Below are 24,450 nucleotides of genomic sequence, written 5' to 3' on the forward strand. Positions count from 1 at the left end.
CGTCGAACGGATCATTCTCTGCAGTTCCCTGTTGTCCCGCACAACAGGCCATGATTCGTATAAACATGAATCTCTCCCCTTCGTATTTCGCTTATTCCTAACTATACCATGACGTCCAGGGGTCCGTGAAATGCGGGTTCCAAGCCTATAGGCAGAGGCCTATCTCTTCCACGTCACAGACTTTTGCATGGTCACGCAGCGATTTGAAGGGGATAATTCACGGGCGCACCCTTAATTCACATATAAATGGTCAAGTGCATTCCCCTAGGCTTGGACGGTTCGCTCGGCCGATTCGACGGTATGCTTCAACAATGTCGCTATCGTCACGGGGCCAACGCCCGCCGGTACCGGCGTGATTGCGGATGCCGCCTTGGCGCAGGCTTCGTAATCGCAGTCCCCGATATTTCCTTTATTGTAACCGGCGTCCAACACGACGGCACCCGGCTTGATCCAGTCCCCTTGAATGAAATTAGGCTTGCCTACGGCCGCAACCACAATGTCCGCTTGGGACACAATCTCCCCAAGGTTCTTCGTTCTCGAATGGCAGATCGTAACCGTGGCGTTGCGATTGAGCAGCATCATCGATACCGGCTTGCCCAAAATCGGACTGCGTCCGACCACCACCGCATGCTTCCCTTCGATCGGCAGGCTGTAATAGTCCATAATCGCGATAATCGCCGCCGGCGTACATGAAGGGTAATCGGCGAAACCAAACGCATTTTGCGAGAACCCGAGCGTGGTTACTCCATCCACGTCTTTTTTCATGTCGATGGCATCAAAAGCCTCCCGCTCATCGATATGATGCGGTACCGGGTGCTGAAGCAGAATACCGTGGACGTTCGGATCCTCGTTCAGTGCTTGAATCGCGGCGATCAGCTCCTCCGTCGTTGTCGATGTCTCCAGCACTACTTTCTTGGATATGATGCCAAGCCGCTCGCACGCATTTCCCTTCATCCGCACATAGGTTGCCGAGGCAGGATCATCGCCAACCAGAATCGTTGCCAGACAAGGGGTTACCCCTTGCTGTTTCAATTCCTGTACCTTCACCGCCAGCTTTGCCTTGATATCATCGGATACTTTTTTTCCATCCAAAATTACGGGTTCCTTACTCATGCTAATCCGCTCCTTCGCCATTGTATTAAAAAACATAAAGAGGCAAGGCGACTCGAACGTCTCCTTACCTCTTGCCCAGGCGTACGGCATATGATCCCATGTGCTCCCTCTTGGTAACCCAAGCTACGCCAGTAACACACGGATAACTTTTTTTAATATATCACGACTTTGGACTTCGCGCCACCGGCTATGCGGCCGCCCTTTAATCGTAAAGTTTTTGATTTATTGTCTGAAATCACGTATGTTGCCGATGGTACAAGCATAGAATGTCCTAAGAACAATTCGCTCCAGGAGGCCTTGATGAGATATCCGGCGATCTTCAAAATGCTGCCCTTTATACTGCCGCTTGTATTCGTGATTCCGGTCTTGACGATATGGCTGCAGAGGGACTTAAACCCCATATCCAGCCAAGACCTACAGCAGGTTAAAACCGTCTTTACGGGCATCTTCCTTGAGGCACTTCCTTTTATTCTGCTTGGAGTGCTGCTGTCGTCCCTTCTGCAGCTGTTCGTACAAGAGCAATGGGTGCGGCGTCTCACGCCGAAGAATCCGGTGGTCGGCGTCCTGGGCGCTTCCATGCTCGGCATCCTGTTTCCCATCTGCGAATGCGGGATGATCCCGGTCGTTCGCAGGTTGATGCTGAAAGGTATGCCCGCCTATATCGCCGTCACCTTTATCCTCAGCGGTCCTATTCTGAATCCCATTGTATTCGCATCAACGATCATGGCCTTCCGTTCGCATCCCGAAGTGACGATCGGACGAATGGGACTGGCTTTTGCAGTCGCGGTGACGACGGGTTTGCTCGTCTATGTTTTTTCAAGAAGCAGCCCCCTGAAGCGTTCCTTTCAAGAGTTCGCCGAACAGGGCTCCAGCAAGGGGGAACGTTTGTTGCATGAGCATCCCAAAACCTGGAGAAGCATGTTTGTCCACGCCGGAGACGAGCTGATCGAGATGTGCAAATATTTAGTCCTGGGCGCTTTCCTCACGGCCTGCATCCAATCCTTCATTCCGAGGGAGGAGCTGCTGGCTCTGGGGAACGGTCCTGCCGCCTCCTATCTGTTCATGATGGGCTTTGCCTTCATCCTGTCCCTTTGCTCAACATCGGACGCCTTCGTGGCATCGGCATTCACGCACACCTTTACCGTCGGCCCGCTGGTTTCCTTCCTGGTCCTCGGACCGATGCTGGATTTCAAAAGCCTGCTCATGCTGTCGGCTACCTTCAAGACCAAATTCGTGATCGGCTTAAGCCTGCTGGTGATTACCCTTGTCTTTATCGGCTCTGTAGCCGTCGACGCGCTATTCGGCGGTTAGGCGTAGTAAACAAACTGGAGTGGCAATACACAAAAACGGATGGAATAACGCTACCTTCAGGCTGTTATGCCTTCGGATATCCACTTGAGATTGGAGGTGTTCGGGACGTGAAGCCCAGTTTGAGCCTGCGAAGCCACTATATACTGCGGTCGCTGCTAATCGCAGCTCTTGCCGCCTATATCATGCATCTAAACGCATCAAATTCGCTGGACTATTACTTGGCTCCCCATATGCAGACCCTGCTTCTGCTCTGTCCCGTGCCGCTGTTGTTCATAGCTTTCGGCATGCTGTGGCACGCCCTTGCGGGAGCTTCCGGCGAGGTGTGCGATTGCGAGCACCCCCTGCCCAGCGGACTGATCAAAAACATATCGGTTTACGGGTTATTCACGGTGCCGCTGCTGTTCGGCCTGCTCCTGCCGGACCAAGCCCTCGGCAGCGATATGGCGGCCAAAAAAGGCATGATCTACACCTATCCGAACCCCGATGTTCGCCGTAAAACCGAGGAGCGGAATGCTCCCGCCGTTTCGGGCATGGAGAAGCATGGAACGAATGATGACCAGACGGCAGCGGAGGACATCGCGCTGAACGAGCGTTTTGTTCCCAAAGACATCTACAGCGTGGAGTTCGCGGAGCTGGCCAAGCGCTTATATACCTTACCCGTCATCCGAGTGGAGCCGGACATTTTCTCGGAGACCGTAGGGGCCATGGATATTTACAAACAGCATTTTCAAGGGAAGGCCATCACCGTCCAAGGATTTGTTTTCCGCGATGGACATATGAACGAAGACACCTTCGCCGTCAGCCGCTTCCTCGTAATGTGCTGCACGGCAGACGCCGTCCCGTTCGGGGTCATGGTGCGCGCCGCGAATGCTTCGTCGTTCGCGAATGACGCGTGGGTTCAGATCGATGGCACGATCCAGGTCACCACCGTGGACGGTAAGGAATCGCTGCAGATTCAAGCGGAACGGATTCAGCCGATCGAACAGCCGTCATCCCCTTACATTTTTACGAATCCGGACTCTGTCGCAGAGTTTGATGAACTGTATTCGAATGATATCGAGACCAAGGAGGAGATCAACAATGAACAAGATACCCGTCGTGCTGATTAGCGGTTTTTTGGGGAGCGGCAAAACCACGCTGCTGCTCAGGCTGCTGGCGTATGCCGCCAAACGGCAATGGAGGACCGCCGTCCTGATGAATGAGATGGGCGAACAGGACGTGGATGGCGATATCCTATCCGGTGAAATGCCTGATCTTCCGATCGAGAAGCTGCTTGACGGCTGCATCTGCTGCACCAAACGAGACGAGCTGGGGCAAGCCCTGAAAAGCCTGTTAGATCGGAAGCCTGATCTCGTCTTCATCGAGACGACCGGAGTGGCGAATCCTGAACAGATTCTTGAGGATTTGCAGGATCCGTCACTGGTGGATCGAATATCGATCCGGGGTAAAATCGCCTTGGCCGACTGCAGCAAATTTCTCGAGTACAACAGCTTCTTTGCATCCAGTCGCGAACTGGTCCGCACCCTTCGGGGACAAATCAGCTTCGCGGACCGGATCATCCTGAACAAGGCGGGAGAATGCGAAGAGAAACAGATCAATAAAGTCATTACCTCCATTAGAAAAATAAATACGACGGCAAGCCTGTCCGTAACCGACTACAGCCGTTTGGATGAGCATGAAATGTTTGCGGCCCTTCAGCTAGAGCCAACGGAGAATCATAGTCATTCATCTCATTCTTCGAACCGGCAAAGGAGTCCTGCGGATCGCCTGCAAGGCAGCGCTTCGACCAGCGAAGAAGATCGGAGCAAGCTGGGGCGCCGCGACCATGAAGGAGCTTTCATTCATCATGAGCATCGTCATGGTCACGGAGAGGAGGCCGGGCATGGCAGCCATTCCTATACCGGCCTGGATACCTTGACTCTATCGGCTCCAGCCCCTTTCCCGCTTGAGATCAGCCTCATCGAAACCTTTCTCGCCACACGCGGCTCCGGCCTGCTACGGGCCAAAGGATATATTCAGCTCTCCACGGGTCCCTCCCTGGTTCAGTGGGCAGGTTCACAGCTTGCCATCGAGCCCAGCACGCTGAAGCTGCAGCGCGGCTATCTTACGTTAATCGGCCATCGCCTGGATAAAACGCGCATTGTCCAGGAGTGGGAGGACTTGCTCAGCGGCGTGGTGCAGTGACAGTTGAATGTATGCAGCGATATGAAAAAAGAAAAGGAGATCCCCAGGGATCTCCTTTTTTTCGGTTCGCTTATGATTAGTCCCTGGGATAATTCACTTCCATAATATCCATAAAAGGAACCTTCGTAATGACGCCGTTCTGTTTCATATGCACCTTCCCTGTGCGGGAGTCCATCAGATCGATTTGTCCGCGGACCGCCTCTTCCCATCCCCAGACCGTCAGTACGATGACCGATTCCTCCTGATAAGCTTCCGTTAGCTGATTTCCGAGCTCTTCCAGTACAAACTCATCCCTAGTGGGTCGCTTTGGAACTTTTGCTTTTGCCATAATCGTGTCCTCCTGATTTATGTTGTTCATGCGTCAGCATTACATTCTCAATGAAAACGAATCTTTCATCCATTCTATGAATTGGGAATCTACTACCTATTATACATCAAATGCGATTCAGAATTCTTGGGCTCTCCCAGGATTCAGATTATTTAAGGACCTCTGGAATCGATTCGCTTTTTTATACAAAAGACTTGATTTTCAGAAAATAAACATATATGATTGACCCATCAACCATTGACGAGTCAATGAATTGAAGGAGGTCTTTATCATCTCTACATGCCATACACAAGACCTGCTGTACTTGCTCATGCATCTGAATAAGCACATTGCGACTCGGTTTGAACGATGTGCCGGTGTTAGTCCCAATCGGCTGGAACTCCTCTGCAAACTGACCGGCGGCGAAATTAGCCAGTCGGATCTCCAGAAGGCAGTGTCTATCGATCCGGCTGCGGTGACCCGTCATGTTCAACAGCTGGAAGCGGAAGGATTGCTTCTGCGGACGAGATGCGAGAATGACAACCGGATTACGTTGGTTCAGCTAACTGATGTGGGCAAAAGTAAAGTAGCAGCGTTTAAGGCGGAGAAAGATCGATTTATGGAGGAACTGCAGGCAGACCTCACGGAATCAGAACGACTTGCGCTTGTTCATGCTTTGCAGAAGCTGAACAGCCAGATTCAACGGATGAAACATCCAAGTAAGACCGATTAACTTATAGAGATTAAAGGAGAGAATATCATGTCTGTAACGACCCTAAACAATGATTATAAAGAAATTATTACTTCCCGCCGCTCTGTGCGGGTATACGACCCATCGGTCAAAATCAGCCGTGAAGAGATGACTGAAATTTTGGAAGAAGCGACTTTGGCCCCGTCATCCGTTAATCTTCAGCCTTGGAGATTTCTTGTCGTTGATAGCCCGGAAGGAAAAGCGACGCTTGAAGAGCTTGCACCAGGGAACAAAACACAAGTTTCAACTTCTTCGGCAGTCATTGCGGTATTTGGAGATATGAATGCATTCGACAATGCGAATGAAATTATGGGCACTGCTGTGGAACGCGGTTATCTGCCGCAAGAGATAAAAGATCAGCTGATGGCGAACTATACCGATCTGTTCGGACGTATTCCGGCACAGGCTTTCCGCGAAATGATCCTTATCGATAGCGGCTTGGTTTCCATGCAGCTTATGCTTGCTGCCCGTGCCCGTGGATATGACACGAACCCTATCGGCGGATACGACAAATCCCGAATTGCAGAAGCATTTGGTATGGAGAAGGAACGTTATGTGCCGGTCATGCTCATCTCGGTAGGTAAAGCTGCCAAAGAAGCGCGTTTGACGACTCGTCTCCCTATTGATCGTATTGCAGAGTGGAAGTGAGGCATAGCGATGATTATTATTCATGCAGAAATGAAAGTAAACGGCGAACGCGAGGCAGAATTTCTGAAATCCGTAAAAGAGCTTATTGAAGCATCCCGTGCGGAACAAGGGAATGAATCTTATAAGCTGCTCAAAGATACGGAGCAGGATAACACGTATCTCATGGTTGAACAGTGGAAAGACCAGGAAGCTGTGGGGCTCCACAATGCGAGCAGCCATTTTCAGGCGTTTGTGGCTAAAGCCCCAAATTACCTGACAGCTCCGCTAAACGTGCAAGCCTATGCAGGCCAACTGATCAACAAATAATGAAACAGACTACCATCCGTATGAAGAAGCCAGCTCGTCTAGACGAGTTGGCTTCTTTAATACTATTACCCACACTCCATACAGATTAGCAGCATTACAGCGATAGCTCTTCGATGGCCATCCATGGCAGCGGATTGTGAAACGTTGACCAGTCCAGCTGCATTTCCCGGTCGGTCAACAAACACTCGTCCAGCTCCCGCTCGATTTGTTCCTGTTCCATCCCAATCCCGATCATGACGAGCTCGGTCATCCGATCTCCCCAGACGTTATCCCATTTCGTTCGCACATCCGGCTCACTTCGTAACAGCTCCTGCTGCTCCTGCTCGGTTAAAGCCGCGACCCAGTATCCTGCAGGCCCGAACTGAATCGAAGGCCCGGCCTGGCTTACACTTGCCGCAACATCCTCGCGCACGGCCAGCCAAGCGATCCCTTTCGCACGTACGACTTCTTCCGGCCAATAACTCATGAATGCCGCCAGCCGCTCCGGATGGAACGGTCTTCTTCTCCGATAGACAAAAGAGCTGATGCCGTATTCATCCGTTTCCGGCACATGCTCCTCCTTCTGAAGCTCCTGAATCCAGCCGGGGGACTGACTGGCTTTATCAAAATCGAATAAGCCGGTATTCAGAATTTCCGCAGGTGCCACTTGTCCCTTCACGGTGCGGATGAGTTTGGCGCTTGGCTGAAGTTTTCGCAGTATGCCCTCTACCTTGGCCAATTCGTCCTCGCTTACCAGATCGCATTTGTTCAGCAGCAGCACATCGCAAGTCTCTATCTGGTCGATTAACAAATCCACCACTTCCCGCGTATCCTCTTCGCCCATCGCTTCCTTCCGATCAAGCAGGCTTTGCCCCGAAGAGAAATCCTTCCAGAATCGGTTCGCGTCCACCACCGTTACCATGCAATCCAGCCGGGCGAGATCGGACAGCTGTACGCCGGACACCTCATCCGGGTAAACAAAGGTCTGCGCAACGGGCACGGGCTCGCTGATTCCCGTCGATTCGATCAGTATGTAATCAAAACGCTTCTCTTGAGCCAGCTTCTGAACTTCCTGCACCAAATCTTCCCGGAGCGTGCAGCAGATGCAGCCATTGGACATTTCGACCAGCTTCTCATCCGTTCGGGACAGGCTTCCTTCCCCTCTCACCAAATCCGCATCGATGTTCACTTCGCTCATGTCGTTCACGATGACCGCTACCTTCAATCCTTCGCGATTATGAAGCACATGATTCAGCACCGTCGTTTTGCCTGAGCCGAGGTAGCCGCTAAGGACAGTAACCGGAATTCTACTGTTGTTATTCATCTAATGAACTTCCTCCATTCCTTAATCGTAATAATTACGATTTATACGGTATGATGATATATCTCCTCCATTCAATTGTCAATCCTTCACGCTTAAAAACATTTCTTCAAGCAAAAAAATCTCCGGCAATCAATTTCATAATATTCCTTTACAGGAATATTCTCATGATGGTATATTATATTTAGGCATTGGTTAATCTTTACAAATAAGGAGGATAAGTTATGAGCCAAGAAGTCATTTCGTTCATTGAAAACCTGAGTTTGCCTTGGCAAGCAGAAGTCGGCAAAAAGCTTCGACTCATGGTCCATGAAGCCATTCCGGAGGTAGAAGAACGAATTCAGTACAAAAAACCGCATTTTCTCAAAAACGGACACTATGCAGCCGTGATTTCGCCATCCAAAGATGCAATCGCCTTTATGATCATGAACACAACCAACCTAGAAGTCCCTCCAACATTCGATGGTCCACCCGAACGGAAATGGCTCAAAATTCGAAAAGACGATACTCCTGACTATGAACAGCTATCCGAATTATTAGTTCAAGCATCAAGTTCGTTGTAATAACCAGATCGGGGGTAAGGTCCCATGAAACAGACAACGTTGCACGCGCTAGCCGAACCTAACCGATTACAGATGGTCGAACTGTTACGAGAAGGTCCTTTAACCGTCAATCAGATTGCTGAACGTCTTCAAATCCGGCAACCTCAGACTTCCAAACATTTAAAAATATTGCATGAAGCTGGACTGGTAAAAGTCCAAGCGGAGGCTAATCGACGAATTTATAAACTACGCCCTGAACCGCTTCAAGAAATGGACGAATGGTTGGACTCGTTCCGCAGCATTTGGGAAAAGCGCTTAGATCAACTTGAGGATTATTTGGAAAAAATACAAAAGAAAAGGTAGCTGCCGCTACCCTTCTTCTTAGGAGGAATTCAAATGACCGAGCAAAGCAAACCAGGCTTACTTCTGTCACGTGTTTTCAATGCCCCCCGGGAACTGGTTTTTAAAGTTTGGACCGACCCTGAACACTTCGGCAAATGGTGGGGGCCTCAAGGGTTTTCTTTGGACGTTATCAAAATGGATGTACGTTCCGGAGGCATGTTTCTAGGCTGTCAGAAGTCTCCGGACGGCAGTCAAGCCATGTGGGGTAAATTTGTATATCAGGAAGTTATCGTACCTGGGAAGCTGGTATTCGTTCAATCATTCTCAGATGAGGAAGGGAACACGATACGCGCACCTTTTAACGCAAACTGGCCGCTTGAAATTATGAATATCATCACATTTGAAGAAATCGACGGAAAAACTACGCTTACCATGCAGGGAGGCCCCGTAAACGCGACTGCGGAAGAACTGGCAGCGTTTGATGAAATGGCTCCAATGGTGAAACAAGGATTTGGCGGTACTTTTGATCAACTCGCTGAACACCTTGAAAGCCAGCAATAATTACATCGATTAAGGAAGCTCAAGCGAGCCGAGGCGAACCTGTTGGTTCGCCTTTTTTTAAGTCTTCAGAATGCAGCATCATTACGCTCGAAAACCCCCCTTAAATTTTAAGGAGGGTTTTTCCTACTTGCATTCGCATGCAGGTTCGAGAAAAATTACAGCTTTTGGGCGACTGCTTGTTCCGATGCCTGTACATCGTCTTTATTCTCAGGCAACTCGCCGTCTTTCCAGATGACTTGTTCGCCGTAATCCTTTCCCCAATCGTACATCAATTTCAAAATCGGCATCAAACTTTCCCCGTAGGGCGTAAGCGAATATTCCACCCGAGGGGGAACCTCAGGGTAAACCACGCGGTGGACCAGCTGGTCCTCCTCCAATTCACGAAGCTGATTGGTCAGCATTTTTTGCGTGATGTGGGGAATCATTCGGTTCAGTTCACCGAAGCGTTTCACGCCCTCCAAACCGAGATGCCAGAGGATGATCAGTTTCCATTTGCCGCCGATGACCGCCAGGGTTAACTCCTTATGGCAGTTTATTTCCTTCAGATTAATTCGCTGCTTGACCTCGTTTGCCATAATGCATCACCCCTTCTTCCCTATAGTATACAACGGTTGCGGGGATATCATCAAAGCGGCAAACTTATCATCACCGTTTCTTCTTATTCCAAATTGGCATGCAGGCTAAACATTTGGTCTGAGCGAAGCTTGCTTTTTTCCATCAATCTCAGGATAACCGCATCGAGCATGATCAGCATGCTTTGCTCAAATAATGAAGCCATCGGTTGAACGGTGACTAGGGTATCCTGATTCTGCTCCTTCGTTGTTCCCGGAAGCTGGACCATCGCATCCGAAAGCTTGCCGATACTCGACTCCGGTCTCACGGTTACGACCGCAACCGCGGACCCGATCTCTTTGGCTTTCCGAGCCATGGATACCAATCCTTGCGTTTCGCCGGAGCCTGAACCGATAAGAAGCAGGTCATTCGCTCCGATGGCCGGCGTTACCGTATCTCCGACGATATGAACCTTAAATCCCATCTGCATTAACCGCATGGCGAAAGCCCGGATCATCAGGCCGGATCTGCCTCCCCCTGCCAAGAAGACGGCATCGGATTGCACGATCCGTTCAATCAATTCCTCGATCTGGCCAGCATCCACCTGCTGTACGGATTCCGATAACTCCTTGGCAATGACGGATGCATGTTGAAAGATGTTATGACTCATGGCGACTTATGCCTGCTTCACAAGCTCGTTCATTTGAGCCGCTGTGGCCTTCTTGTCGGTTTGGCTTGTAATTCCGCCGCCGACGATGACGAGATCGGGATTTGCCTGAATCACCTCAGGGAGCGTCTCCATTTTGATTCCGCCCGCAACGGCAGTTTTGGCTTGTTTCACGACACGTTTGATCGCTGCCAATTCCTCGAATGAGTTTTTGCCTTCCGCCTGGTGGTCGTAGCCGGAATGAACGCAGATGTAATCCACGCCGAAAGCATCGATCTCCCGCGCCCTGCCTTCAATATCCTTTACATTGATCATATCCACCATCACTTGCTTGCCTTGCTTGAGGGCTTCCGCTACCGCGCCTTTGATCGTCGAATCGTCGGATACGCCAAGCACCGTAATGATATCCGCACCGGCTTCGGATGCTTTCATCACTTCATAACCGCCGGCATCCATAATTTTAAGGTCGGCCAGCACGCGCAGATGCGGGAACGCCTCTTTAATCGCTTTGACGGCATGAAGCCCTTCGTTAATAACAACGGGCGTGCCGATCTCCACGATATCGATAAACTCCGCTACCTCTGCCACGACTTCTTTTGCTTCCGGAATATTCACCAAATCCAATGCCAATTGAAGTTCCATATTGTCAATCTCTCCTTATGAGCGTATTGGTTAATAACTACAGATCATTGTAGAGTAGACAGTTTACTTTACGGAAGTACGTACTTATAAGTGAGATACTTACGTGGAAGTAAGTAATACGGAGGGACAAGGGTTCCCAGGTTTTCATTTATTTGCGAATCTTTCGTCTCGATGCTGGTAAAAAACAATTAAGCCTGTTTGTTCACTTTAGTCAAGTCTTCGGCTGTGGTTTAATATAGTTGTCAGGCCGGATAAAATGATCGGAAAGGAGGCTGAACGAATTGATTCAGAATATGGAGGTGGCATCTGCGTAAGCGGGTGTCACGTTTAGGGGAGCCCCGTAACCAGGGCTCCCTTTCGTTTGAAATCCACAGAACCGGAGGTAACATGATGTCCTATTCACGTCAACCTGCCGTTATCGTTGTCACCGGCGTCATGGCTTCAGGTAAGTCGACCGTAGCCCAGCTGCTGGCCGAGAAATTTGATCGCGGAGTCCATTTGCGGGGTGACTCGTTTCGGAAAATGATGGTCAGGGGCAGGGAAGAAATGCTTCCGGATGCTTCCGACGAAGCGAAACGGCAGCTTGCCTTGCGCTACAGATTATCCGCCTCCGCTGCCAAAGCTTATGCCGAGGCCGGTTTTCATGTCGTACTGCAGGACGTCATTCTCGGCCCGGCGCTGCAAGAAATGACCGCTATGTTAACAGACGTTCCCGTGTACGTTGTTGTGCTCAATCCTTCCGAGGATACCATCCTTGCCCGGGAGCAGAATCGAGGCAAAAAAGGCTACGGGGTCTGGAGCATACATGAGCTGAACCGGCGGTTAACCGACGAAACGCCAAGAATCGGCCTCTGGCTGGATACTTCCGATTTAACTCCCGAAGAGACCGTCCAAGAGATTTGGAAACGGATTTGGGATGTGGGGAAGATCCATTAACCTAAACCCTGCATCTTCACGACCGGACTTCCTGGTAAAAAACAATTAAGCTTGTTTATTCACTTCAGTCCTGCCGCCGGCCGTGGTTTAATATAGATGTCCGGCTGGACCAAATGATCGGAAAGGAGGCTGAACGAATTGATTCAGAATATGGAGGTGGCATCTGCGTAAGCGGATGCCGCGTTAAGGGGAGCCCCGCACAGGGCTCCCCTTCATTACATTTATTCATAGATTACGGCTTTGATTTCGTCGCTATCGATATTGTTTTTGTCGTACCAGTAGAATCCCGTATCGATCTGCGGCTCGACCTTCTCTCCTTTGACGGCCGCCACGGCAGCTTTTACCGTCTCGTATCCGATGCCGACCGGATTTTGCGTGATGGCTCCCGCCATCGTTCCGTTCTTGATCGCGTCGATCTGCGCTTTTCCGGAATCGAATCCGACCACGATGATCTGGCCTTCCTTCTTCATCTCCGTCACCGCATTGATGACGCCGACGGCGGAGCCTTCATTCGCGCCGAATATCCCTTTTAAATCCGGATGCGCCTGCATCATCGCTTTGGCCAGGTCCGTCGACTTCAGGTGATCCCCGCCGCCATATTGAATGTCCACGATCTCGATATTCGGATACTTCTCTTCGATCTGCTTCTTGAAGCCGTCGCGGCGGCTGACCCCGGTTACGCTGGTCTGGTCATGGACCACCATGGCGATTTTGCCTTCATTCCCGATGAGCTCCGCCATTTTGTCAGCCGCGAGCGCGGATGCAGCCATATTGTCCGTTGAAGCCGTCGTTACCGGAATGTCGCTTTCCACGCCCGAATCGAAGGCGATGACCGGGATGTTGTTTTCCTGGGCTTTTTTCAGATAAGGTATGGAGGCCTGGCTATCCAATGCGGCAAAGCCGATCGCGCTTGGCTTCTTGTCGAGCGCGGCCTGCAGCATTTCGATCTGCTTATCCACCTGGGATTCCGTTTCCGGGCCTTCAAAGGTAATCCGCACGCCAAGCTCATCCCCTGCTTGCTCGGCACCGGCTTTCACCGCCTGCCAGAACTGGTGCTGAAAGCCCTTGGAAATGATCGGGATGTAGATCTCTCCTTCGGCTGCAGAACCGGCTCCTGAACCGGATCCGCCCTCGCCTGGACTGTCGGTACCTCCGGCAGCGTTATTGCCCGATGAACCGCAAGCCGCCAGCATGCTTGCAGTCAGCAAAAGAACCAGAGCTAATACGGAAAGCTTTTTCATAATGCAATCTCCCCTTGTTTAGACATATTGGTACAGCTATAGATCTTCCGTTACGGAAGCTTCTATCGAGATCAAGCCAACCTACGGCCAACCGAGCACTGGCAGCAGGCCCTAAAGAGAACTTACGCTTTGCGTCTGCGCAAAATATCCGCATACACCGCGAGTATAATAACGAACCCTACAACAACGGTTTGCCATTCCTGGGGCACGGACAGAATGCGCAATCCGTTCGTCAGCACGCTCATGATCAACGCCCCGATCACCGTTCCGATAATGGTACCCTTCCCTCCGCTGAGCGAAGTTCCCCCGATTACGACCGCCGCGATGGCTTCCAGTTCATACCCGGCACCCAGCGCCGGATTGGCCGAGTTCAGCCTCGATGCCATCATGACGCCCGCCAAACCGGTAAATGCGCCGGTTAAGGTGTAGATCACGATTTTCCAGAAGCCCACATTGACGCCGGACAATCGGGTCGCCTCTTCGTTGCTGCCCAACGCAAAGTTATACCGCCCGAGGATGGTCTTCGATAAGACGAGATAGCCGAGGATCGCCGCAATGAAGAAAATGACGACCGCATTGGGAATATCGAGCCCCGGCACCAGCCAGCCCAGCACGCTGCCCTGGGACACCTCGGCAAAGCTTTCGGCGTCGTTGAAATAGACCGGTTTGGCCCCGGAGATGATGAGCGCGAGACCTTTGGCGATCATCATCATTGCCAGCGTTGCGATAAAAGGCGGAATCTTCATTTTCGCCACCGCCGTCCCGGACAGAAGCCCGCACAGGGCGCCGGTCAAGATGCCGCCAAGAATGCCGACGGGGACCGGCAATCCCCAGAAGGTGATGCAGACCCCTGTCATAACGCCGCTCAGCGTCATGACCGTCCCGACGGACAGGTCGATGCCGCCGGTAATAATGACAAAGGTGGATCCCAAAGCCAGCACGCCGATTACCGCTGTGGACAGAAGAATGCCCACGATGTTGGAGAACTGAAAGAAATTGCTGGACGAGAACGTAAAGAATAGGACGAGAACGACCAAGCTGGCTAGAGCCAGCACTTGCTGGAGCGCGCCCGATTTGATTTGAATGTTCATCTGCTTGTTCCTCCTGACGTGTATAGATGACGCGACGGTGTCTTACATCCTCGCTGTAGCCAGATGCATAATGCTTTCTTGGGTCGCCTCTTCATGATCCAGCTCGCCCGTAATCCGGCCTTCGCACATGACGAGAATCCGGTGGCTCATCCGAAGAATTTCCGGCAGCTCCGACGAGATCATGATGATCGACTTGCCCTGTACTGCAAGATCGTTCAGCAATCGGTAGATTTCGCTCTTGGCCCCAACGTCGATTCCTCGCGTCGGCTCGTCGAAGATCAGGATGTCGCAATCCCTCGTCAGCCATTTGCCAATGACGACCTTCTGCTGATTGCCCCCGGAGAGGAACTTGACCTCCTGATCGACATGCGGCGTTTTGACCTTCAATCGCGACACCATATCCTCCGCCTGCTCGCGAATCCTCGCCGTATTCATCCAGCCGCCGGGACGGAGGAAGCTGCCGTATGAGGCGATCGCCACATTGCTCTTCACGTCGAGATCGACGACGCATCCATAGCGCTTGCGATCCTCGGATAGATAGCCGATCCCTTGCCGCACCGCATCGTGCGGGCCCTTGATCGTAACCTTGCGGCCGTGCACGCGGATCTCGCCGGATTGGATGCGGTCGGCGCCGAAGATGGCCCGGGCAAGCTCGGTCCGTCCCGCGCCGACGAGGCCTGCAATGCCAAGAATTTCTCCCTTTTTCAGAGTCAGGTTAATGTCCTTCAAGGTTCTGCCTTGATTCAGTCCGATAACCTCCAATACCGTCTCGCGCTCACCAGCCATCCTCTCCGGCTTCGAGGTCTCGTAAATCTGCCGACCGACCATCTTCGAGATAATGTCCTGGGTCGTGACTTCAGCCGTGGATACCGTATCGATGTACTGCCCGTCGCGCATCACTGTAATGCGATCCGTGATTTGCTTGATCTCGTCCATCCGGTGGGAAATGTAAACGATTCCAACTCCGTTCTCGCGAAGCTGTCGTATGATGCGGAACAAATCCTCAATCTCCGTTTCGCTCAAAGCCGCTGTCGGCTCATCCATGACCAGCACATCGGCGTTGTAGGATAATGCCTTGGCAATCTCCACCATCTGCTGCTTGGCAACCGTTAATTCCGAAACCTTGATGGAGGGGTCCATGTCGAGGCCCATCCGTTCGAACAGCTCCTTCACCTGCCGGTGCAGAGCCCGGTCGTCCAGAAACAATCGGAGCTTTCGCCGCGGCTCCCGCCCGATGAAGATATTCTGGGCGACCGTCAGGTCAGGGGCCAGATTCAGCTCCTGATGAATCATGCTGATTCCAACGTCCTGAGCAACTTTCGGGTTCGATAACTCAACGGGCCGCCCTTTGAATTCGATCGTTCCTGCATCCTTCTGATAAACGCCGGTCAGGATTTTCATCAGGGTTGACTTGCCCGCGCCGTTTTCACCCATAAGGGCATGGACTTCACCGGCCCGCAGGTCGAATCGGCAGTTATTTAATGCAAGCACACCCGGAAATTCCTTCATGATTCCTTCCATCTGTATCAGCCATTCGCTCAACGTCCCTCACCTCTCTAGCTGGCACCTTTTATGAATCATTGTACAAACTGCTTCCGCGTGAAGGAATGGAATATTCTCTGATCGATGTTGAATAATCTATGATCCGCCGCAAAAATCCAAAAGAGAAGAAGCTACTCCTCCACAAAGGGAAAGAGCAGCTTCTGGTTCTCCTCGGTAAACATATTGTCCTTATTGATGATAACGGAATCGGTGTATATATGCCGGGGCATCTTGTCGCCCTCGATAACGGATACGGCTGTTTTGATGCCCAAATAACCGATGTTGAAGGGCTTCTGAACGATCGTGGATTGCAGGACTCCCTCTTCGAGCAGCTTGACTTCCTTCACCGAGCTGTCGAATCCGACCAGCTTGACTTTGCCAACCAGCCCCAGTTCCCGAATCGCTCTGCCGGCCCCCACCGTAGAAGGCTCATTCAGTCCGACGATTCCATTCAGGTCAGGCCTCTCAAGCAGGAGCTTTTTCGTGATTTCGTAGGCCCTCTCCTCCTTGCCTTCACTGTAGTAGGTGCCTACGATTTCCGTGCCGCCGCGCTGCTCCAGAATGCTTCGAACCCCTTGCTCCCTCTCGATCTGCGTCGAGGTGCCCTGCACGAAACTGATGATAGCAACCTTGGCCTGTTCCGGCAGGCGCGACGACAGCTCCTTGCCGGCCTTCTGTCCCGCATTCACGTTGTCGGTCGCGATCAAGCTCTGTGCATAGTCACCATTCACGGCGGAATCAATCATAATGAGCGGGATGCCAGCCTTACGAATCGACTCTGCAACGGGAACCAATCGGTTATAATCACCGGCGGCCAAAACGATCGCATCCGGCTTCCGCTCGACGGCCTCCTCCAACAATTGAATTTGCAAGTCAACCTCGATTTCCTGAGACGGTCCTACCACCGAGACGTCCACGCCGAATTCCCGTGAAGCCGTGTGCACCCCTTCAATCAGCACCCGCCAGAATTCATTCTCGTCCAGCGCTTTAACGCCGACGATAATCTTCTTGGGGCCGGGGTCATCCTTGGACCACTGATAAACGGCATAACCCAGAATAAGCAACGGAATCAGCAGCAGTACCATATAACGCATTCGCAGGTACGACTTCAAGGCACATCCCCCTCCACACGCTGCCATTCATCTGCATGAACGGCCGGAATGGCCAACGTTACGCTTGTACCCGATCCGGGCACGCTCGCATAGCTAAGACCATATTCCGTTCCAAAATATAACTGTATCCGCTGATGAACGTTCGCAATGCCAACGCTGTTTCTCGATGGGATGCCCTCTTTGGACGTGAGCAGCGTCTCCACCGTGGACTGATCCATCCCGATGCCGTCGTCCGTGACTTGAAATTCGATGCGGTGATCTCGACGCCCCCCTGTAATCGTGATCGTTCCCGGTCCTTCCTTGTTTTTGATGCCATGATAAATGGCATTCTCCACCAGCGGCTGCAGCAGCACCTTCAGCGTCAGATACGGGTAAAGCCCGCGATCGATATCCAGGGCAAAAGTGATTTTGTCCTGATAACGCATCTGTTGTATTTTCAAATAATTCGTAATATGCTCCACCTCGGTCGCAATCGGTATCAATTCCCTCCCCTTGCTGAGCGAAGCCCGAAACAGCCTGGCTAAAGCCGATGTCATCAAAATCACCTCGTCATGCTTCTTGCTCTCAGCCATCCATATGATGGAATCCAGCGTATTGTACAGAAAATGGGGGTTGATTTGGGCTTGCAGGGCATTCAGCTCGCTTTTTCTCTTAATCTCCTGCTCTACCACGATTTGATACATCAATTCCTTAATCTTCAGCACCATCACGTTGAAGCTGCGGGCAAGTCCGGAGATTTCCCTGGAGTGCCCCACCGGGACCCGGATGTCGAAATTCCCCTTCTCCACCTCCATCATCTTCTCTTGCAGCTTCTTGATGGGACGCGTCAGATTGCGTGAGAGGACGACGGAGAACAGCACGCCGACGACGAGGCATAACAATCCCGCTATAGCAAAAGACAGCTGCATCTGCTTCTTATTGTCCACAAGCTCATTCTCGTAAAAAACGCCCACGATTTTCCAGCCAAAATCCGTGTTCTTAATGCTGTAAATCCGGCTCGCACCGTCCTCCTTCACGACAAAGCTTCCATGTTTGTCCTGCAGCACCTGGTCCAATCTCTCCGTTTTCAGATTGCTGTAAAGCAGCTGCTGCTGGGGGTGATAAACAATCCGACCTTCGCGGTCAATAACGAATACATAACCACGGTTCCCCAGATCGAGCTTGCTGAGCATATCATTAATCACTTTGAAGTTAAGATCGATCAGCAGGACGCCAAGCCCTTGGGTCGAATCCATGCCGCTGAGCTCGCGGCTCAACGATACAACCCAGCGGTACTCTCCCTTAATGACGGGCTGTACATGCGAGGAAGAGATCACCGTCTGTCCTTGGTTTTCCTTCGCCTGCCGATACCAGGGCTGATCGGATATTTCAATATAAGGATTTAACTCCGCATTGGACCGATCGGAAATGAAGGTCCCTCCCGCCCCGAAGATGTTGATCGAAGCAATGTCTTTGCGCGAAACGCGAATCGAGTGAAAATAATCCGATATCTTCGCCTTTAATACCGCCAGCTGCGCAGGCTCCAGCTCTTCGGCCGAGGCCAGGTATTCTCTTACGTTCGGATTGTTCATCGCGGCCAGCGAGATGTCCTTCATGCCTGTAATGTAGGTTTGGATATTCGCATTGACTTGATTGATCAGCTCGGAGGTATAACTTTCCGCCGTTTCCCGAACAGCCGATTCGGACAGCCGATAGGAGATGAAGATAAGCAGCAGTGCCGTGAACAGTACGAGCATCACGAAGGAACTGGCAATGCGGGACTGAATGCTTTTGATTCGCTGCGGAGCCTTCATGGCTGTACCCCGCCAGACGCCATTTTGTTCCGGTACTCCGTCGGGGTATCTCCGGTATGTTTCTTAAACAGCACGCTAAAATATTGAGGATCCTGATAGCCGGTTTTCGCCGCAATTTCATAGGTTTTTAACAAGGAATGCTTCAGAAGTTCCTTCGCTTTCTCCATGCGGACTTCCGTAACGTATTCGACGAAGGTCTTCCCGGTATGCGACTTGAACAAGGCGCTGAAATAACTCGTGCTCATGAAGATCCGGCTGCACACGGTCTTAATCGATAACTCCGCATCCTCATAATGCCGCTGGATGAAATCGACCGCCTCCAGCATTTGGGAGCGTGTAATATCCTTTCTGGTCTTGGCTACGTCCCTTAACGCCTGCTCGCATACCTCGTTTAACCAGCGCTCAATCTCATCCAAGGACCGAAAAGAATACAGATCGGAGAGCAGCCTCTTCTCCTTGCCGATCAGCTCATTCCCATTGCTGCCGATTTCCATCAAAGTTTGAAGCACGGCAAGCATGACCCGAAGGACCCGCACGTAACAGAGCTCGATTGAAATTGAAGCGCTTCCAAGTTCGCTGATCAGCCGCCGGATGCACGCCTTCACCTCCGAGCCTGTGCCCGCCCGGATTGCCGAAACCAGCGCCGTCTCCGTTTCGATACCATCCAAGAGAGGACCGCTCCCGCGTTTTTCAAGATCGGTGATATGGACCACCTGATCGCGGCCGATCAGAAGCCGGTACTCCAGGGCGGCCTCCGAGGCCTTGCAGGAATAACGTATGTTCTGCAGCTCGCGACAGATCGTTCCGATGCCAACCGTGACCGTGAATTTCATGAACTGCTTGGTGGAGCCGCGAATGTCCTCCGCCAGTTCCTGCGCCCGAGCGTGCAGCATTTCCTCGTCGGAGCCCGACAGAATGGTCATAACCTTATTCTCTTTATACCGAAAAACGGCTGCTCCAGGCTCACCCGCCAGGATCTCCTGCATGATGTTGTATAAAGCAAAAGCATGCAATTCATTATCGGCGTGCTGTTCATCCGAGCGAAGCTCATCCATATCCGCCGCCATGGCAATATACAGCGGCCCGCGCAGTGGAATATCGAAGTAAGACAGCCTGCTCTCCATTTCGGAGCGCTTCATCGGCGATGACGCCAATCGTTCCAGAAAACGTTCCCTAAGCAGGACCAAGCTCTCGTTCAACTGCTTCTTGAGCCTCTTCAAGTGTTCGGTATGACCGCGCTCCTCATCCATTTCCAGCTTGAGCTTGTCGAGCATGTCCCTTAATTCCGCCGCCGTAACCGGTTTCAAAATAAAATCCGTCACCTGCAGCTTCACCGCCTGCTGGGCGTATTCGAAATCGTCGAACCCGGTCAGGATGATGATCTTCGTCTTAGGAAAACGTTCCGTAATATGACGGGACAATTCCAAGCCATCCATGTACGGCATGTTGATGTCCGTTAACACGACATCGGGCTGATGACGGGTTACGGCCTCCAACGCATCTCTGCCATTCTCGCAATCCCAGATGCATTCATAGCCATGCTCCGACCACTGAATCCGGTTTCGGATCCCTTCCCTTACGATCGGTTCGTCGTCCACAATAAGAATCGTATACAATCAAAGCCTCCCCCGTTCAAAAGCAAATCCCCTTTGCTCTGGTTTATCGTGTTACGAGGTGAATAATACAGGAAAAGCCCTTCGGCAGGCAACTGCCAAAGGGCTCCAGAACTTCATGTTTTATTTGCGGGCATTCATCCACGTCATGAAATTGTTCACCACGATATCGATGAAACCGATCGTCGGTTCATGGATCAGCTTGCCGGACTCATCCATCTTCTCGTGCACGGCGCCGATATAAACTTCATTGTTAGGAAGCAGCGGCGAGGTGATGCCAACGGAGAAGAGAATGTCCCGAAGATGCTCTTGGGCGCGAACCGTTCCGAGCTGTCCCATCGATGCCCCCATGATCCATGAAGGCTTCCCGTTCATGACCTTATCGACGCGCGATAACCAATCCAGCGCATTCTTGAGCACGCCCGGTATAGAATAATTATATTCCGGCGTGATCCACAATACGGCATCGGAAGCGGCAATCCGCTCCTTGAATTCCTTGACGGCCGCAGGAGGGTCCAACTCCGTGTCTTGATCGTAGAACGGAAGATCGCGAAGATCCACGATATCAAAGGCGATCTGATCCGAATAGCGCTGCTTCAAATATTCCGCCAGTTTTCGATTGTACGACTCTTTTCTAATGCTTCCCACAACGATTGCAACGTTCATGATATCCTCCAGTTCTATGCCTTTCCAGCACACATGATTCAGTTATTGGGTAACTTATTTTAGCCTATCACCATATTTTACCATTGTCAAAATACCTTAGTCCTACTTCATCAGGGAAAGCAGCTTACAGACATCTCTTTCCAGGTCTGCCCTTCTTTCTACAGGCACATGCCGCAGCAGCGCCATGGCGGCGTAAGGTACCTTGATGGCATGCGGATCTTCATACAGCCGGCCCCAATAGGCCGATTCCGTGATGGAAGCCTCGTCAGGCGCCTCGATCCCCTGAGCCATAAGCGTTTGAGGTCTGAGACGGTTAAGTTTCGTTTGGAGCCGGTGATTGCCTTGGCCCAGCTTGGCCAGTTGGGCATAACCGAGCCGTTCCAGCTCAATCAGCGCGTGGGCGTGGGTAACGCCATGCTCAAGTTCACCGGCAAAAAAATAATATCGGCCTTCCACGTGCTGATCCGGCAGCACGAGATCCAGCTCGGCAAGTGCACGGCATGCCAAATCGGACGCATCCCGGTAAGGCGGTATTTCCGAGAGCGAGATTTCCGATAGATCCAGCTTCGTATAATCCTCAATGCCGTAATACCTTGCAAGCTTATGTTCACTCGCTGCATCGTTCATGAGTTTAAGCAAACCTCTCACGATGGACGGAGTCAGTAAGTCCGGACGGTCCCGCAGTGCTTTCAGTCCGAGTACGCCCAGGGTTACGCCGTGGCCCGAAGTGCTCAAGCTTGTCAGGTTGGGCAAAAGCCCTTCCAGCAATTGATCCATCAATTCAGGCTGTGCGGGCTCGGATGGATACGGTTCAAACCAATCTTCATGCTGAGCGCGCAGATGACGGCAATTGGCAGCCAATCCATGGAGCACATCTTGGGGCAGATCATGCTCCTTCTGCATGTAATACGCTGCCAAATACGCCCCGCCGACATGCCCTTCAAACCAACCGACTTCGCCGCCGCGGCTCAAAGCCGTGAGACCGTCTATCAAATATTGGTCGTCAATGACCGGGTTCACCTCCTCCCCTTCGGCGGCACTCGGCAGATTCAGTTTGGCTGCAATGTCCTTGGGAAAGCTGGTTATCTTCAACCTGATGCTGTAGCCGTACATTCTAAAACGCAGTCCCTCATCGTTATCCGATAGGATCATCCGCCGATCCAGGGCCGAGCGGACCCGGTCTATAAATCGCTCGTCGGTGACGCCATACGTTAATTCCAGCGTCGGTGCCAGCGCGTACATGGAGATCGGGATCCATTTGCGTCTCGTGGATACCACAACGGCATGGGCCGTTCCGCCGATGACAAAAGCAAATTGTTCCGATTCCTTGGCGATGGTGAATCCGAGCGTCCGCTGCATCCACAGTCGGGCAGCTACCGGATCCTCGACAGGCAGTCCCACTTCCCGCAAATAGAGGACGCCATATTTACCGCTCGGGGTCAGAACCCCTTCCTTTAGATCCTTGTGGGCGATAAACTCCAGCAAATTTCCATCTCCATCCCTGAAGTATACGTTCACGCCGGAATCGAAGGATTCGACCACCTTGCCGTCCGGCCATTTCAACAACGGCACCTGCTCCGCGAGGCTCCGGACGGTGGAATCAAATTGGGAGAAAGCCACTTCAAACGCGATATGGGCAGGGGCTATGGGTTCAAACACCTCTTCAAATACCAACGTGAAATCGGGTGTAGGCTGAAATGCAATTTCGGCCTCGCTTTCTCTGACGACCGGGAATTGAAGCAATCCGTGATAGAATTGCTTCACTCCCTCGATGGAGACGGTCTTTAATGTTAATCCGGCGAAATGGGTGATCATGAGATTTCAGCCTTCACTTGATTGCTGATCTTCTTAACCAGCTCCATAAAGATGGAAAGCGCCTCTTTCGCCCGATAATCCAGCACGATCGTGCCCTCAGCCGCTTCCGACTCGTAAATGGCCCGTTGAGATCCGCCGATGGAAATCCATTCCGGACTATTAATACCATGCAAATTGCGTATGGTGGCCTGCATTTGCTGCAGTGAACTTACGCCGACCGCCCCGCCTGCCGAGCTTACCGATAAGACGGGTTTACCCGAGAAATGCATCTGCCCCAAATGATCCAGAGCATTCTTCAACACTCCGCTCATCCCGCCGTGATACTCCGGGGTAGTCAAAATGACGCCGTCCGCCTCCATTAATAAACGCTGCAGCTCACGCACGCCCTCATGCCGGTTGAATATTTCGTCCGGGGAATAGAACGGGAGCGGCGTTTCATACAAATTAAACAGCTTCACTTCCACGAACAACCGGTTCATTTGCGCTTCCAAGGCTTTGGCCAAAATGGTACTTGTCGCTTCTTTGCGATTGCTGCCTGCAATCATTACGATCTTCATGTTAATGCCTCCCTTATTCGTATTCGAATGTTTTGTTAAGTACATTGTAGAGGAGGCACGCCATGGAATCGTCAACATATCGAGTGATTTTACGAGCAAAAGCTCTCATGCCTTCGGCTGAGAGCTTCTACGACTATAGTCTTAGAAATGATCATTATGTACGGTTATATAGCATAAGCAGCATATCCCAAACCCTATACGATTCCATGCTTAAGCGCATAGATCGCTGCCTGTGTCCGGTCGGCAACCCCCAGCTTATCGAGCAGGTGGCTGACATGGGTTTTGACCGTCTTCTCGGTAATATAAAGCGCTTCGCTGATTTCCCTGTTATTCATCCCCGATGCAATCAGCTGTAATACTTCCTGCTCTCGGCGGGTAAGCTTATTGAGCTGCGCAGCTTCCTGATGGCTGGATCCATTGGCCTCATCCTCTCCCGCCGGGGAAGTAACATGCGTCATGAGCAGGCCGGCAGCATCCGGATGCAATTCGACCTGACCTTGGAACACGCGTCGGATTCCGGCTACCAATTCCTCCGGCTCAATATCCTTCAGGAGATAGCCGCGAGCACCCGCTCGAATCGCAGGCAGAACATGATCGTAATCAACAAACGAGGTCAATACGATCACTTTGATATAAGGCAGTTCTTTTTTCAAACGTGCCGTGGTATCGATGCCATTCAAGACAGGCATATTCAAATCCATCAACACGACATCAGGCAGCAGAAGTTTGGCCTGTTCCAGCGTCTCTTCGCCATTCGCGGCTTCTCCCACCATGTCGATATCCGGCTGCGTCGCCAGAAAAACCTGAAGGCCCCGCCGTACCATGGCGTGATCGTCAGCTATTAACAATCGGATCATC

The 24,450-nt window shown here is 51.7% G+C and carries 26 protein-coding genes and 1 riboswitch; of the genes, 10 read left to right on the plus strand and 16 right to left on the minus strand.

Annotation, left to right across the window (positions count from 1 at the left end; all coding sequences use genetic code 11):
- Positions 1 to 264 precede the first annotated feature (264 nt).
- Complete coding sequence (locus tag M1D70_RS18875) at positions 265 to 1,113, minus strand: bifunctional 5,10-methylenetetrahydrofolate dehydrogenase/5,10-methenyltetrahydrofolate cyclohydrolase (RefSeq protein WP_036672298.1); 849 nt, start codon at positions 1,111 to 1,113, stop codon at positions 265 to 267.
- A gap of 66 nt (positions 1,114 to 1,179) precedes the next feature.
- A riboswitch (ZMP/ZTP riboswitch) is annotated at positions 1,180 to 1,259 on the minus strand.
- A gap of 154 nt (positions 1,260 to 1,413) precedes the next feature.
- Between M1D70_RS18875 and M1D70_RS18880 the strand changes: the two genes are divergently transcribed.
- From M1D70_RS18880 to M1D70_RS18890, 3 genes are all read left to right on the plus strand, one after another.
- Positions 1,414 to 2,424 carry a permease gene (locus tag M1D70_RS18880; protein ID WP_456287659.1) on the plus strand — a complete coding sequence of 337 codons (1,011 nt, stop codon included), beginning with the start codon at positions 1,414 to 1,416 and terminating at the stop codon, positions 2,422 to 2,424.
- Between the two features lie 107 nt (positions 2,425 to 2,531).
- Positions 2,532 to 3,533: a TIGR03943 family putative permease subunit gene (locus M1D70_RS18885; RefSeq protein WP_009592359.1), complete on the plus strand. Its 1,002-nt coding sequence runs from the start codon at positions 2,532 to 2,534 to the stop codon at positions 3,531 to 3,533.
- Positions 3,505 to 4,608, plus strand: coding sequence for a CobW family GTP-binding protein (locus M1D70_RS18890; RefSeq protein WP_009592370.1), 1,104 nt, complete (start codon positions 3,505 to 3,507; stop codon positions 4,606 to 4,608). The genes M1D70_RS18885 and M1D70_RS18890 overlap by 29 nt, the downstream gene beginning before the upstream one ends.
- A 76-nt stretch (positions 4,609 to 4,684) precedes the next feature.
- Here the strand turns inward: M1D70_RS18890 and M1D70_RS18895 are convergent, their stop codons facing one another.
- Positions 4,685 to 4,936, minus strand: coding sequence for a YolD-like family protein (locus tag M1D70_RS18895; protein ID WP_009592366.1), 252 nt, complete (start codon positions 4,934 to 4,936; stop codon positions 4,685 to 4,687).
- Positions 4,937 to 5,189: 253 nt separating this feature from the next.
- Between M1D70_RS18895 and M1D70_RS18900 the strand changes: the two genes are divergently transcribed.
- Genes M1D70_RS18900 through M1D70_RS18910 form a run of 3 tightly spaced genes read left to right on the plus strand, consistent with a single transcriptional unit; the run spans position 5,190 to position 6,620 of the window.
- The gene (locus M1D70_RS18900) at positions 5,190 to 5,648 is read left to right on the plus strand and encodes a MarR family winged helix-turn-helix transcriptional regulator (RefSeq protein ID WP_009592363.1); all 459 of its coding nucleotides are present in this window, start codon (positions 5,190 to 5,192) and stop codon (positions 5,646 to 5,648) included.
- A 27-nt stretch (positions 5,649 to 5,675) separates the two neighbouring features.
- On the plus strand, positions 5,676 to 6,314 hold the full coding sequence (locus M1D70_RS18905; protein WP_009592362.1) for a nitroreductase family protein: 639 nt from the start codon (positions 5,676 to 5,678) through the stop codon (positions 6,312 to 6,314).
- Between the two features lie 9 nt (positions 6,315 to 6,323).
- Positions 6,324 to 6,620, plus strand: a complete 297-nt coding sequence (locus M1D70_RS18910) for a putative quinol monooxygenase (protein ID WP_009592380.1) — start codon at positions 6,324 to 6,326, stop codon at positions 6,618 to 6,620.
- Between the two features lie 94 nt (positions 6,621 to 6,714).
- Here M1D70_RS18910 and M1D70_RS18915 read toward each other — a convergent pair whose 3' ends face one another.
- On the minus strand, positions 6,715 to 7,923 hold the full coding sequence (locus M1D70_RS18915) for a GTP-binding protein (protein ID WP_009592371.1): 1,209 nt from the start codon (positions 7,921 to 7,923) through the stop codon (positions 6,715 to 6,717).
- 221 nt (positions 7,924 to 8,144) lie between these two features.
- Here M1D70_RS18915 and M1D70_RS18920 point away from each other — a divergent pair, with 221 nt between their 5' ends.
- From M1D70_RS18920 to M1D70_RS18930, 3 genes are read left to right on the plus strand one after another with little or no spacing between them, the layout of a single operon-like run.
- Complete coding sequence (locus M1D70_RS18920; RefSeq protein WP_009592372.1) at positions 8,145 to 8,483, plus strand: DUF1801 domain-containing protein; 339 nt, start codon at positions 8,145 to 8,147, stop codon at positions 8,481 to 8,483.
- 24 nt (positions 8,484 to 8,507) lie between these two features.
- Positions 8,508 to 8,825, plus strand: a complete 318-nt coding sequence (locus M1D70_RS18925; RefSeq protein ID WP_009592376.1) for an ArsR/SmtB family transcription factor — start codon at positions 8,508 to 8,510, stop codon at positions 8,823 to 8,825.
- A 33-nt stretch (positions 8,826 to 8,858) separates the two neighbouring features.
- The gene (locus M1D70_RS18930; RefSeq protein ID WP_456287660.1) at positions 8,859 to 9,365 is read left to right on the plus strand and encodes an SRPBCC family protein; all 507 of its coding nucleotides are present in this window, start codon (positions 8,859 to 8,861) and stop codon (positions 9,363 to 9,365) included.
- A gap of 155 nt (positions 9,366 to 9,520) precedes the next feature.
- Here the strand turns inward: M1D70_RS18930 and M1D70_RS18935 are convergent, their stop codons facing one another.
- The 3 genes from M1D70_RS18935 to hxlA form a co-directional block, all read right to left on the minus strand.
- Positions 9,521 to 9,940, minus strand: a complete 420-nt coding sequence (locus M1D70_RS18935) for a winged helix-turn-helix transcriptional regulator (protein ID WP_009592381.1) — start codon at positions 9,938 to 9,940, stop codon at positions 9,521 to 9,523.
- Between the two features lie 83 nt (positions 9,941 to 10,023).
- Positions 10,024 to 10,587 carry a 6-phospho-3-hexuloisomerase gene (gene hxlB / locus M1D70_RS18940; protein ID WP_456287661.1) on the minus strand — a complete coding sequence of 188 codons (564 nt, stop codon included), beginning with the start codon at positions 10,585 to 10,587 and terminating at the stop codon, positions 10,024 to 10,026.
- Positions 10,588 to 10,593: 6 nt separating this feature from the next.
- Positions 10,594 to 11,226: a 3-hexulose-6-phosphate synthase gene (gene hxlA / locus M1D70_RS18945; protein ID WP_015736082.1), complete on the minus strand. Its 633-nt coding sequence runs from the start codon at positions 11,224 to 11,226 to the stop codon at positions 10,594 to 10,596.
- A gap of 390 nt (positions 11,227 to 11,616) precedes the next feature.
- Between hxlA and M1D70_RS18950 the strand changes: the two genes are divergently transcribed.
- Entirely contained in the window at positions 11,617 to 12,162 is a 546-nt protein-coding gene (locus tag M1D70_RS18950) for an AAA family ATPase (protein ID WP_456287662.1), read from the plus strand.
- Between the two features lie 221 nt (positions 12,163 to 12,383).
- Here M1D70_RS18950 and M1D70_RS18955 read toward each other — a convergent pair whose 3' ends face one another.
- The 10 genes from M1D70_RS18955 to M1D70_RS19000 all read right to left on the minus strand — a co-directional run bounded on the left by M1D70_RS18955 (position 12,384) and on the right by M1D70_RS19000 (position 24,449).
- A complete protein-coding gene (locus M1D70_RS18955) occupies positions 12,384 to 13,403 on the minus strand; it encodes a substrate-binding domain-containing protein (protein ID WP_456287663.1) in 1,020 nt (339 codons plus the stop codon).
- A 122-nt stretch (positions 13,404 to 13,525) separates the two neighbouring features.
- On the minus strand, positions 13,526 to 14,494 hold the full coding sequence (locus M1D70_RS18960) for an ABC transporter permease (protein WP_009592220.1): 969 nt from the start codon (positions 14,492 to 14,494) through the stop codon (positions 13,526 to 13,528).
- 42 nt (positions 14,495 to 14,536) lie between these two features.
- Entirely contained in the window at positions 14,537 to 16,036 is a 1,500-nt protein-coding gene (locus M1D70_RS18965) for a sugar ABC transporter ATP-binding protein (protein ID WP_456287664.1), read from the minus strand.
- Between the two features lie 131 nt (positions 16,037 to 16,167).
- On the minus strand, positions 16,168 to 17,148 hold the full coding sequence (locus tag M1D70_RS18970; protein WP_009592215.1) for a substrate-binding domain-containing protein: 981 nt from the start codon (positions 17,146 to 17,148) through the stop codon (positions 16,168 to 16,170).
- Positions 17,145 to 18,941, minus strand: coding sequence for a cache domain-containing sensor histidine kinase (locus tag M1D70_RS18975; protein WP_456287665.1), 1,797 nt, complete (start codon positions 18,939 to 18,941; stop codon positions 17,145 to 17,147). Before M1D70_RS18975 ends, M1D70_RS18970 begins: the two co-directional genes overlap by 4 nt.
- Positions 18,938 to 20,557, minus strand: coding sequence for a response regulator (locus M1D70_RS18980; protein WP_456287666.1), 1,620 nt, complete (start codon positions 20,555 to 20,557; stop codon positions 18,938 to 18,940). Before M1D70_RS18980 ends, M1D70_RS18975 begins: the two co-directional genes overlap by 4 nt.
- Positions 20,558 to 20,677: 120 nt before the next feature.
- Positions 20,678 to 21,220 carry an NADPH-dependent FMN reductase gene (locus tag M1D70_RS18985; protein WP_009592221.1) on the minus strand — a complete coding sequence of 181 codons (543 nt, stop codon included), beginning with the start codon at positions 21,218 to 21,220 and terminating at the stop codon, positions 20,678 to 20,680.
- 102 nt (positions 21,221 to 21,322) lie between these two features.
- Positions 21,323 to 23,035, minus strand: coding sequence for a VOC family protein (locus M1D70_RS18990; protein WP_456287667.1), 1,713 nt, complete (start codon positions 23,033 to 23,035; stop codon positions 21,323 to 21,325).
- On the minus strand, positions 23,032 to 23,592 hold the full coding sequence (locus M1D70_RS18995; RefSeq protein WP_456287668.1) for an NADPH-dependent FMN reductase: 561 nt from the start codon (positions 23,590 to 23,592) through the stop codon (positions 23,032 to 23,034). Before M1D70_RS18995 ends, M1D70_RS18990 begins: the two co-directional genes overlap by 4 nt.
- A gap of 194 nt (positions 23,593 to 23,786) precedes the next feature.
- Positions 23,787 to 24,449, minus strand: coding sequence for a response regulator (locus tag M1D70_RS19000; RefSeq protein ID WP_009594685.1), 663 nt, complete (start codon positions 24,447 to 24,449; stop codon positions 23,787 to 23,789).
- Position 24,450: the final 1 nt, after the last annotated feature.

It is taken from the genome of Paenibacillus sp. AK002, assembly GCF_053903045.1.